The sequence below is a fragment of the Paraburkholderia bannensis genome, from assembly GCF_014200455.1.
In the GTDB taxonomy this organism is placed as follows: domain Bacteria; phylum Pseudomonadota; class Gammaproteobacteria; order Burkholderiales; family Burkholderiaceae; genus Paraburkholderia; species Paraburkholderia bannensis_A.
The window spans coordinates 80,064-91,553 of the sequence record NZ_JACHBW010000003.1; the positions used below are offsets into that span (position 1 = coordinate 80,064).

Consider the following 11,490-nt stretch of genomic DNA (forward strand, 5'->3'; position numbering starts at 1 on the left):
GCGTGCTCTCAGAGTGCGCGCAGAGCGCTCCCGCGGCAAATTTGCGCTGCATTGGTGCGCAGAAGGTTTTATGCACCATAATGGAGTTCTTTTCGCGCGCCAAATCCGGGATTGCACGGAGTTGGTGCCCGGAAGCGGCCCGGGATCCGGGAAAACGCTCGGGCGAGGGGCGGGATTTATCCGCGCGTTCCCCGAAGTTGGCCCTGGTTGGCTCGCGGTTGCCCCACCTTGGCCCCTCGGGGCCGCATCCGGAAGCAATTTGCGCCAGCCTGGCGCAAACATGGCACGGAAGCTGCTTTATATGTCGCGATCGTTTCGCAACCGGCCTGCCGGATGTTATCCGAGGGATGACAGCGGGCAAGCCACAGCGGCAACCGGTGAGATCAGAAGATTGGGAAGGCGGCAGCGTTCGCCGAAATCGTTAATCAGGAGAATAGGTTATGAGTAAATCCGTGGCCGACGTCATGCAACTCGTCAAGGACGAAGACGTCAAGTTTGTCGACTTCCGTTTCACCGATACGCGCGGCAAAGAGCAGCACGTTTCGGTTCCGCTGTCGGCATTCGACGAAGACAAGTTCGAGTCGGGTCATGCATTTGACGGTTCGTCGATCGCCGGCTGGAAGGGCATCGAAGCCTCGGACATGCTGCTCGTCCCGGACGCGAACACGGCGTTCATCGACCCGTTCTACGAAGAGCCGACCCTCGTGCTGACCTGCGACGTGGTCGAACCGGCCGACGGCAAGGGCTATGAACGCGATCCGCGCTCGCTCGCGAAGCGCGCTGAAGCGTATCTGAAGAGCACTGGCCTGGGCGACACGGCCTTCTTTGGTCCGGAACCCGAATTCTTCATTTTCGATTCGATCCAGTGGAACACGGACCAGTCGGGCTGCTTCGTGAAGATCGGTTCGGATGAAGCTCCGTGGTCGTCGGGTCGCGAAATCGAAGGCGGCAACACGGGCCACCGTCCGGGTACGAAGGGCGGTTACTTCCCGGTCGCGCCGGTCGACACGTTCCAGGACATCCGTTCGGAAATGTGCCTGCTGCTCGAACAGATCGGCATCCCGGTCGAAGTGCATCACCACGAAGTCGCGGGCCAAGGCCAGAACGAAATCGGCACGAAATTCTCGACGCTGGTTCAACGCGCCGACTGGACGCAGCAACTGAAGTACATCGTCCACAACGTGGCGCACACGTACGGCAAGACGGCAACGTTCATGCCGAAGCCGGTCGTTGGCGACAACGGTTCGGGCATGCACGTTCACCAGTCGATCTGGAAGGACGGCCAGAACCTGTTCGCAGGCAACGGCTATGCTGGCCTGTCGGAATTCGCGCTGTTCTACATCGGCGGCATCATCAAGCACGCTCGCGCGCTGAACGCCATCACGAACCCGGGCACGAACTCGTACAAGCGTCTGGTTCCGCACTTCGAAGCACCAGTCAAGCTGGCTTACTCGGCACGCAACCGTTCGGCATCGATCCGTATTCCGCACGTCTCGAACCCGAAGGGCCGTCGTATCGAAACGCGCTTCCCGGATCCGCTCGCTAACCCGTACCTGTGCTTCTCGGCACTGATGATGGCAGGTCTGGACGGCGTGCAGAACAAGATCCATCCGGGCGAAGCCGCCGACAAGAACCTGTACGACCTGCCGCCGGAAGAGGATGCAAAGATCCCGACCGTGTGCGCCGGCCTCGACCAGGCACTGGAAGCACTCGACAAGGATCGCGAATTCCTGACGCGCGGTGGCGTGTTCACCGACGGCATGATCGATGCATACCTGGCGCTGAAGGAAAGCGAACTGCAACGCGTGCGCATGACGACGCACCCGGTCGAGTTCGAACTGTACTACTCGCTGTAAAGCACGCTGTAATCGACGATGGCGCTTCGCTCGCCTGCGCGCGACGAAGCGTCTGTCCGACGTCGGCGACTGGTCACGGAGGGACGGCGGCGCCGTCCCTTTTTTGTTGGCTTCATGAGCGCCAATGACGTCGCGAATTTGTGATGTGGATTTGCGTCGCGAATTTGCGTTGCGAATTTTCGTTGCGTAGTGGCTGTAAAAACATCGGTTCAACCATCATCGACATGGACTGCCAGCCGGCGTGCCTTCGGGCCGCAGGCGCCGAAACATGGTGCTCAAGAATCTGATCAAGGCAAGAAAGGGTCACGCAGACCCGCTCTCGGACGATGCGCCACTGGTCGACTCGGGCCTCTTGCCCGGCTTCGAGGCGTTGCCCACGGTCGTGCTCGTGCTCGACAAGCGCACCTTGCGCGTGGCCTTCGCGAATCCCTCGGCCGAAGCGATGCTCGATCTGTCGCGTCGTCAGCTCGCGCAGATGGCCTGGTCCGATCTGTTCTCCAACGCCGACGAGTTGCTGGAGACGATCGCCTCGATCGCCGCGCATCGGTTTCACGCCACGCGCCTCGACGCGACGCTTGAGCGCCCGGGCCGCGAATCGTTGCATGTGCACGCGATCGTTGGCTTCCTGGAGAGCGCACCCGATTACGTGCTGCTCGAACTCTTCGAGAACGAGCGGCACCTCAAGAGCGATCGCGAGGAGCGTATTCACGACCTCGCGACCGTCAACAAACACCTGATCCGCAACCTCGCGCATGAGATCAAGAATCCGCTCGGCGGCATTCGCGGTGCTGCCCAGTTGCTCGAATTCGAGCTGGGCACGCTCGAACGCGGCGAGTTGCGCGAGTACACCCAGGTGGTGATCAAGGAGTCGGACCGCCTGCAGACGCTGGTGGACCGGCTGCTGGAGCCGCATCGTCATCCGCATATCGTGGGGGACGTGAATATTCACGAAGTCTGCGAGCGCGTTCGCGCCTTGATCCTCGCGGAATTCCCGCGCGGCCTCACGATCGAGCGCGACTACGACGTAAGCGTGCCCGATCTGCGCGGCGACAAGGAGCAACTCATCCAGGCGCTGCTGAACATCGTGCGCAATGCGGCGCAGGCGCTGCGCGAACGTATTTCGCAGGGCGATGCGCGCATCGAATTGCGCACACGCGTCGCACGCAAGATCACGGTTTCAAAACGCCTGTGCAAGCTGGCATTGGACTTGCATATCATCGACAACGGCCCCGGCATTCCCGAGGACATTCGCGATCGCATCTTCTATCCGCTTGTTTCGGGGCGAGAGGATGGCAGCGGTCTCGGCCTCACACTCGCGCAGACGTTCGTGCAGCAGCACGACGGCCTGATCGAAGTGGAAAGCCGGCCGGGGCATACCGAGTTTCAGATTTTGCTGCCGCTCGATGCCTGACTCGATGCCTGAAGCAGCATGACCCGTTAGAACATTAGATGTACCTGTCTCCCGATTCACCGCTACCGCACGCCACCAGGACTTCTGACCGACCTTATGAAGCCGATCTGGATAGTTGACGACGACCAATCGATTCGCTGGGTGCTTGAAAAAGCACTCGCCCGCGAAAATTTCGCGACCCGCAGCTTTTCGAACGTGCGCGACGCCGCAGCCGCGCTCGACCACGACAGCCCGCAGGTGCTCGTCTCCGACATTCGCATGCCGGGCGGCTCGGGGCTTGAGCTGCTGCAGACCGTGCGCGAACGTCTGCCGGGACTGCCCGTCATCATCATGACGGCGTTCTCCGACCTCGACAGCGCGGTGGCCGCATTTCAGGGCGGCGCGTTCGAATATCTCGCCAAGCCCTTCGACGTCGACAAAGCGGTTGAGCTGATCCGCCGCGCCGTGGACGAGAGCATGCGCGGCGAGCAGCACTGGGATGACCGTCCCGCCGAAGCGCCCGAGATGCTGGGCCAGGCGCCCGCAATGCAGGACATGTTCCGCGCCATCGGCCGGCTGTCGCATTCGGCGGCGACGGTGCTCATCACCGGCGAGTCGGGCACCGGAAAGGAGCTTGTCGCGCGCGCCTTGCACCGACATAGCCCACGCGCCAATGGCCCGTTCATCGCCTTGAACACCGCGGCCATTCCGAAAGATCTTCTGGAATCCGAACTTTTCGGCCATGAGCGCGGTGCGTTCACGGGCGCGCAGGCGATGCGCCAGGGCCGCTTCGAGCAGGCCGAGAACGGCACATTGTTTCTCGACGAAATCGGCGATATGCCGTTCGATCTGCAGACGCGTCTGTTGCGCGTGCTGTCCGATGGGCAGTTTTATCGCGTGGGCGGCCACAATCCGCTGCGCGCCAATGTGCGCGTGATCGCGGCCACGCACCAGAATCTGGAAACGCGGGTGCGCCAGGGCTTGTTCCGTGAGGACCTGTATCACCGCCTCAACGTGATCCGCCTGCGTTTGCCCGCGCTGCGCGAACGCAGCGAAGACATTCCGCTGCTCACGCGCCACTTTCTGCAGAAGAGCGCGCGCGAACTGGGCGTCGAGCCCAAGCGCGTGTCTGACGAAGCGCTCGCGTATATGTCGTCGTTGCCGTTTCAGGGCAACGTGCGCCAACTGGAGAATCTGGCCAACTGGCTCACGGTGATGGCGCCTGCGCAGACCATCGAGATCAAGGACCTGCCGCCAGATCTGGTGCCCGCGCATGTTGCGGCAACCGATGGCGCGCATGCCATGGCGGGCGATGTCGTGAGCGGCGGGGTGTCGTCCAACGGCGTGCTGGCCGGTGGATCAGGCGTTCTGTCGACGGGCGCGACCAGCGGGCTGGGTCTGCCTGGTGCGGGTGCTGGCGGCGTTGCCGGCGGCGCGCTGGCTGGCGGCTTTGCGGGCGTCAACGGCGTGGCTTCGGCGCCGGTCAGCATCTGGGAAAGCGGGCTGCGTACCGAAGTCGCGCGGCTGTTGCGCGAGAATAGCGCCGACGTCATGGACGAACTGTCGCGGCGCTTCGAAGCTGCCGTGATCCGCGAAGCGCTCGATTTCACGCGCGGTCGCAAGGTCGAAGCCGCCGAACGCCTGGGCATCGGCCGCAACACCATCACGCGCAAGATCCAGGAACTCAACCTGGAGTAGGCGCGCCGGTCGCAGCGGTCCCACGGTCCTACGGTCCTTCAAACCGTGAGACCGCTGCGCACCAACGCGCTGGGGCATAATCGACGCTGTTTTCCCGTCGATAACTGAATATGCCCGTGACTTCTCCCTGGCCCGCCGAGGCCGATCCCTTCCTGTCCCTCGAAGAGCTCGACGATCCCGCCGCGATGGCGTGGGTCGAGCAGCAGAACGCGCGCACGCGCGCTGCGTGGCAGGGCGGCCCGCGCTTCGAGGCGCTGGAGAAGCGTCTGGCGCAGGCCTATCTGCCGCGCGAACGCCCCGTGATCCCCACCCGCTGGCAGGACTGGGCCTACGATCTCTGGGAAGACGAAGACAATCCCAAGGGGCTGTGGCGGCGCGCGAAATGGGCCGACTGGCGCGCACATCGTCCGCAGTGGGAAAGCCTGATCGACTTCGATGCGCTTGGTGAGGAGGAGGGCGTGCCGTGGGTGTGCGCCGGCATCGACATTCTCTATCCCGATGGCGACCGCGCGCTCATCCAGCTTTCCGATGGCGGCGCCGATGCCGTGACCGTACGTGAATTCGATCTCGAACGGCGCGTGTTTGTCGACGGTGGTTTTGCCATCGGGAAGGAGGGCAAGCATACGATCTCGTGGATCGACCGCGACACCGTGTACGTGGGTTGGGATCACGGCAAGAAGACGCTCACGCGTTCGGGCTATCCGCGCGAAGTGCGCCGCTGGAGCCGCGGCGAGCGTCTGGCGGACGCGACCGTGGTATTCCGCGGCGAGTTCGACGATATCAGCGTGGAAGGCGATTACGATCCGATCGAGCAGCGGCACGATGTGGTGCGCAGCGTCGACTTCTTCGACTCCTATTCGTATCGTCTCGATGCGCAGGGACAGTGGCGGCTGTACGACGTGCCCTCGCACGTGGCCGTGGGAGCGTGGCATGGCTGGCTGCTGCTCGAACCGCGTCTTGACTGGACGCTGGACGGGCGCACGTATGCGGGCGGCTCGCTGCTCGCCATCCGCGAAGACGCGTTCGTAGCGGGCAATCGCGATGTGACGGCGCTCTTCACGCCCACGCCGGTCACGTCGGCATGCGACTGGACTTATACGAAGAACGTCTTGATCGTGTCTTGGCTCGACGATGTGCAAAGCCGCACGATGCTGTGGCAGCCCGTTCAAGCGCAGGGTGCGTGGCGCTGGCAATCGCGCCTGTTCCCTGGGCGCGCAAGCTCGCAGGTGGATGTTTCGCCTATCGAAGACACGCTCAACGACGAAGTTTTCGTCGATGTCGACGATTATCTGCAGCCGCCCGAATACTGGCTCGCGGACCTCGCGAACGAGGATCTGCAAACGTGGGAACTGCTCGATCGCTGGCCCACGCAATTCGACTCCGCGTCGCTCACCGTGATCCGTTCGCACGCGCGCTCCGCCGACGGCACGCAGGTGCCGTTCACCGTGATTGGCCCGCGCGATGCGCTCGAAGGCGGAGCGCGCAAGCCGCTGCCCTGCCTGCTGGAGGGTTATGGCGGTTTCGCGATTTCGCTCACGCCGCAGTACCTTGTGGGTTCGGGCATCGGCTGGCTGGAGCAGGGCGGCATTGTCGCGATTGCGCACATTCGCGGCGGCGGCGAGTACGGTTCGTCGTGGCACGTGCAGGCGCAGTGCGAGAACCGGCAGCGTTCGTTCGACGATTTCATCGCGGTTGCGCAGGAACTGGTCACGCAAGGCTTCACGAGCGCGCCGCAACTGGGCATCCGTGGCGGCAGCAATGGCGGCTTGCTGGTTGGCGCGTGCATGGTGCAGCGGCCGGAGCTATTTGGCGCGGTGCTCTGCGAAGTGCCTTTGCTCGACATGCAGCGCTATGCGCTGCTGCACGCGGGCGCATCGTGGATCGACGAATACGGCGATCCCGAGGATCCCGAAGAAGCCCGCGCGCTGGCTGCGTACTCGCCCTATCAGCGCGTGAAGGCGGGCGTCGCGTATCCGGATGTGCTGTTTACGACCTCGACGAGCGACGATCGCGTGCATCCCGCGCATGCGCGCAAGATGGTCGCGCGCATGCAGGCGCAGGGGCACGCGAACGTCTGGTATCTGGAGAACACGGATGGCGGCCACGGGCCGGGCAGCGATGCGCTGGAACGCGCGCAGTACGATGCGCTGGTGTTCCGCTTCTTGTGGACCACGCTCGGCGGAACGTGGTGATTGCAATCTGATGCGCGTGGGCGGCCTGCTTCAAGCCGCCCGGTTTGCTTGCGCGCTCAGCCCGCGAGATTGAGCGTCGCGACGACCGGCGTGTGATCGGACGGTTGCTCCCATTTGCGCGGCACCTTGTCGATCTCGCACGACACGAGCGCCGGTGCAAGCGCGGGCGAGAGCAGGATGTGATCGATGCGCAGGCCCGCGTTGCGGCGGAACGCGAACATGCGGTAATCCCACCACGTGAACATCTTCTCGGGCTGCTCGAACTGTCGATACGAATCGACAAAGCCCAGCGCGATCAGCCGCTCGAACTGCGCGCGTTCTTCGGGCGAAACCAGATTCTGGCCCTCCCACGCCTTGGGATCATGCACGTCGCGATCTTCGGGCGCGATGTTGTAATCGCCGAGCAGCGCGAGCTTCGGATACGCCTGCATTTCCTGCGCGAGCCAGTCGTGCATCGCGTCGAGCCACGCGAGCTTGTAGGCGAACTTTTCCGTGCCCGGCGCCTGACCGTTCGGGAAATAGGCGCTCACGAGACGCACGCCGTCCACCGTCGCTGCGATCACGCGCTGCTGCGGATCTTCGAAGCCGGGAATGTTGCGCACGATCGTCGCGTCGTCGACAGCGAGGTCGTCGCGCACGAGAATGGCCACGCCGTTATAGGTCTTCTGGCCCGCGAACCAGCTGCGATAGCCTTGCGCTTCGAGTTCGGCGCGCGGGAATTTGTCGTCGGTGAGCTTGAGCTCCTGCAGGCAGAGCGCGTCTACCTTGCTTTCGCCAAGCCAGTCGATGACGTGCTGCAGACGGACCTTGAGGGAATTGACGTTCCAGGTGGCGATTTTCATGAATTGATAAGTTGGACAAGCCAAGCGGCTAGAGATGCGGATACCGCACTATAGCCGCTTGGTGAGCGCCCGGCCAGGCGGCGTTCGCCGCGTGTTTCGCCGCCGGGAAGCCGCAAACGCGGCGCTGCGCGCGCGCTATCGACGATCAGGCAACGGCAGCCTGCGTATCGGCAACCACGCCCAGCCGCGCGCGCGCCGCATCGTATTCGCGCTTGAGCCGCGCGACCAGATCGGCGGCCGGCGTCACGCTCTTCACCGCGCCGATGCCCTGGCCCGAACCCCAGATGTGCTTCCACGCCTTCGCGCCGCTCGACGCGAAGCTCATCTTCGACGGATCCGATTCCGGCAGGGCGTCCGGATCGAGGCCGCTCGCCACGATGCTCGGACGCAGATAGTTGCCGTGCACGCCGGTGAAGAGATTCGAATAGACGATATCGGCGGCGCTGCTCTCGACGATCATCTGCTTGTAGGCCTCGACCGCATTGGCTTCCTGCGTGGCAATGAACGCCGAGCCGATATACGCGAGGTCCGCGCCCGCTGCCTGGGCGGCGAGAATCGCATTGCCGTTGCCGATCGCGCCCGAGAGCAGCAGCGGGCCGTCGAACCACTCGCGGATCTCGTGAATCAGCGCGAACGGCGAGAGCGTGCCTGCGTGGCCGCCTGCCCCGGCGGCGACGGCAATCAGGCCGTCCGCGCCTTTCTCGATCGCCTTCTTCGCGAACGTATTGTTGATCACGTCATGCAGCACGATGCCGCCCCATGCGTGAATCGCGTCGTTGACTTCGGCGCGCGCGCCCAGCGACGTAATGACGATGGGCACCTTGTACTGCGCGCAGATGCCCAGATCGTGCTCCAGCCGGTCGTTGGACTTGTGGACGATCTGGTTAACGGCGAACGGCGCGGCCGGGGCGTCGGGATGTTTCGCGTTGTATTCGGCGAGTTCGGTGGTGATGCGGTCGAGCCATTCGCCGAGTACGTGCTCGGGGCGAGCGTTGAGCGCGGGGAACGAGCCGACCACGCCCGCCTTGCACTGCGCGATCACGAGATCGGGATTCGAGATGATGAACAGCGGCGAGCCGACGACGGGAATCGACAGACCGCGGCGCAGAACGGCGGGCAAGGACATGCGTATCTCCTGGACGGAACCGGCGGCCCGGTCGGATTGGCGGGGCGCCGTCGTGTTGTTGGTGTCGGCAAACATAGCAAAGCAGTGGATACCATGCAACTGGTTGCATAGTATCCGCGCTCGGGGATTAACCGGGGCGGTATCGCGGAACCGGTGGTTTAGAATCGGCGCATGTCCACGCCACACGCCATCCTCATCGCCCTGCTGGAAAAGCCGTCTTCCGGTTACGACCTCGCGCGGCGCTTCGACCGTGCGATTGCTTACTTCTGGCAGGCCACCCATCAGCAGATCTATCGCGAACTCGGCCGCATGGTGGAGGCGGGCTGGGTCGCTGTGGTCGAGGAGGACGCGGCGGCTACGCGCAAAAAGGTCTATCGCGTACTGCCGGTCGGGCGCGAGGAGGTGGTGCGCTGGGCGCGCGAAACGCGTCTGGGCGTGGATGATCGCAATCTGCTGCTGCTCAAGCTGCGCGCCGATGCGGTGATCGGGCCGCTGGGCCTGGGCGATCAGTTGCAGCAGATGATCGCGCAGGCGCGCGAACGGCTCGACACCTATCGCGCCATCGAGCAACGCGACTTTGGCGCGCCATCGCTCACGCGTGGGCAGCAGTTGCAGTATGCAATTCTGAAGGCGGGGATTCGCACCCAGGAGACGTGGCTCGAATGGGCCGACGGGTTGCCTGCACTGCTGAACGACGACTCGCGATAATCATCTGGATTCCGAAGTAATTGGGATCGGCGTGTCTGAACTCAGCGTGAACTCGTCCAGACTCGTCTTGCCGACCCAGAGTACTTATCAAAAATAGGTGTTGACGTTATGACAGTCTCACCCTATAATTCTTTTTTCTGACGGACGCGGGGTGGAGCAGTCTGGCAGCTCGTCGGGCTCATAACCCGAAGGTCGTAGGTTCAAATCCTACCCCCGCAACCAAAGCTGTTCTGTCAGAAGCAATCAAGGGTTACAACGCATCGGCGTGTAACCCTTTTTTGTTTTTGCGCGTCAGCTTGTCCGGCCCAAAACTGTACGGTGCTGTACGGTGACTGATCATCATGAACCGAACATTCGGCATTTTGACTTTGCTGGCAGCCGGCACGATGTCAGGCATCGTTTGCGCACAAACTCCGCTTCGGAAACCACGATTTTCCGATTGCCCAGCCGCCGTCAAGGCGAAGCACGCCGTCCCGCATCTGGTCTTTTCCGATGCGCGTGCGCGTCAATATCGTAGTGCGATTCGGGAGGCGTCGAAGCAGCCCGTGGATTTCGCGGGCCACTACATCCTTGCGCAATGGGGCTGCGGCGGCGGCTGCGTTATGGCTGCCGCGATCGATACGACCTCAGGGCGCGTGACGTCGTTGCCGTTCAGCGTGTCGGACTGGCCGCTCGATGTGACGCAGCCGCTGAAGTATCAAGCCGACAGTTGCCTGCTCGTGATTCGCGGCAGCCGCAACGAGAGCGCGGAACACGGCACTTACTACTACGCCTTCGACGGCAAGCGTTTCAATCTGCGGGCCTCGATCGACGTGTCGAACCACTAGACTCGCCGCGCTCAGTCCTGCAAAGCCCACTCCACGGCCGCTTGCGCATGCAGGGCGGTCGTGTCGAACACGGGCAGCGCGCAATCCCGCGCGCCGATCAGCAACGTGATTTCCGTGCAACCGAGGATCACGCCTTGCGCACCGCGCGCAGCCAGCGCGTCGATTACACGCTGATAGACCGCGCGTGATTCATCCTTCACCACGCCGTGACACAGCTCGTCGTAGATGATGCGATGCACGTCGTCACGCTCGGTCGCCGTGGGCACGATCGCTTCGATGCCGTGCACCTCGCGCAGGCGGCCCACGTAAAAATCCTGCTCCATCGTATAGCGCGTGCCCAGCAGTCCCACGCGCGTGACGCCCGCCGTACGCAAGGCCGCACCCGTCGGATCGGCGATATGCAGGAAGGGGATCGTGATCGCCGCCTCGATCGATGCACACGCGCGATGCATCGTGTTGGTCGCGAGCAGCACGATGCCGGCGCCGCCGCGCTCCAGTTGCAGCGCGGCTTGCGCCATCAGTTGGCCTAGCGCGTCCCAGTCGCCGCTGCGCTGCAGGGCTTCGATCTGCGCGAAATCGACTGTCACCATCAGGCTGCGCGCGTTGTGATGGCCGCCCAGACGCGCCTTCATCCCGCTGTTGAGCAGCCGGTAATACTCCGCGGACGATTGCCAGCTCATCCCGCCAATCACGCCGATTGTCTTCATTGTCCGCACCGAGAATGGTCGAAGTGTCCGCACGAGTATAGGCGTGCCGTTTCGACTGTACAGGTACGGTTTCGCCGGGGTGTCACGATACAGCGAAGGCCGCCTGCGCGGACAATCGATCTGGCCGCCGATTTCTGTCACCGA

Annotated in this window: 9 protein-coding genes and 1 tRNA gene; 7 read left to right on the forward strand and 3 right to left on the reverse strand. The window is 63.3% G+C overall.

The window, feature by feature from the left end; all coding sequences use genetic code 11:
• Window positions 1-440 precede the first annotated feature (440 nt).
• The 4 genes from glnA to F4827_RS06115 all read left to right on the forward strand — a co-directional run bounded on the left by glnA (window position 441) and on the right by F4827_RS06115 (window position 7,136).
• On the forward strand, window positions 441-1,856 hold the full coding sequence (glnA, locus tag F4827_RS06100; protein WP_167056238.1) for a type I glutamate--ammonia ligase: 1,416 nt from the start codon (window positions 441-443) through the stop codon (window positions 1,854-1,856).
• 268 nt (window positions 1,857-2,124) lie between these two features.
• The gene (gene glnL, locus F4827_RS06105) at window positions 2,125-3,267 is read left to right on the forward strand and encodes a nitrogen regulation protein NR(II) (protein ID WP_183722857.1); all 1,143 of its coding nucleotides are present in this window, start codon (window positions 2,125-2,127) and stop codon (window positions 3,265-3,267) included.
• A 96-nt stretch (window positions 3,268-3,363) separates the two neighbouring features.
• The gene (ntrC, locus tag F4827_RS06110) at window positions 3,364-4,944 is read left to right on the forward strand and encodes a nitrogen regulation protein NR(I) (RefSeq protein ID WP_183722859.1); all 1,581 of its coding nucleotides are present in this window, start codon (window positions 3,364-3,366) and stop codon (window positions 4,942-4,944) included.
• A gap of 110 nt (window positions 4,945-5,054) precedes the next feature.
• Window positions 5,055-7,136: a prolyl oligopeptidase family protein gene (locus F4827_RS06115; RefSeq protein ID WP_183722861.1), complete on the forward strand. Its 2,082-nt coding sequence runs from the start codon at window positions 5,055-5,057 to the stop codon at window positions 7,134-7,136.
• 56 nt (window positions 7,137-7,192) lie between these two features.
• On the opposite strand, the gene xth is transcribed toward F4827_RS06115, so the two are convergent.
• Window positions 7,193-7,978, reverse strand: a complete 786-nt coding sequence (gene xth / locus F4827_RS06120) for an exodeoxyribonuclease III (protein ID WP_183722863.1) — start codon at window positions 7,976-7,978, stop codon at window positions 7,193-7,195.
• A gap of 145 nt (window positions 7,979-8,123) precedes the next feature.
• On the reverse strand, window positions 8,124-9,104 hold the full coding sequence (locus F4827_RS06125) for a nitronate monooxygenase family protein (protein ID WP_183722865.1): 981 nt from the start codon (window positions 9,102-9,104) through the stop codon (window positions 8,124-8,126).
• A gap of 171 nt (window positions 9,105-9,275) precedes the next feature.
• Here F4827_RS06125 and F4827_RS06130 point away from each other — a divergent pair, with 171 nt between their 5' ends.
• From F4827_RS06130 to F4827_RS06140, 3 genes are all read left to right on the forward strand, one after another.
• Entirely contained in the window at window positions 9,276-9,812 is a 537-nt protein-coding gene (locus F4827_RS06130; RefSeq protein WP_183722867.1) for a PadR family transcriptional regulator, read from the forward strand.
• 145 nt (window positions 9,813-9,957) lie between these two features.
• Window positions 9,958-10,034: transfer RNA gene (locus tag F4827_RS06135), tRNA-Met, on the forward strand.
• Between the two features lie 119 nt (window positions 10,035-10,153).
• Window positions 10,154-10,639 carry a hypothetical protein gene (locus F4827_RS06140; protein ID WP_183722869.1) on the forward strand — a complete coding sequence of 162 codons (486 nt, stop codon included), beginning with the start codon at window positions 10,154-10,156 and terminating at the stop codon, window positions 10,637-10,639.
• Between the two features lie 11 nt (window positions 10,640-10,650).
• Here F4827_RS06140 and F4827_RS06145 read toward each other — a convergent pair whose 3' ends face one another.
• The gene (locus F4827_RS06145; RefSeq protein ID WP_183722871.1) at window positions 10,651-11,346 is read right to left on the reverse strand and encodes an aspartate/glutamate racemase family protein; all 696 of its coding nucleotides are present in this window, start codon (window positions 11,344-11,346) and stop codon (window positions 10,651-10,653) included.
• Window positions 11,347-11,490 lie beyond the last annotated feature (144 nt).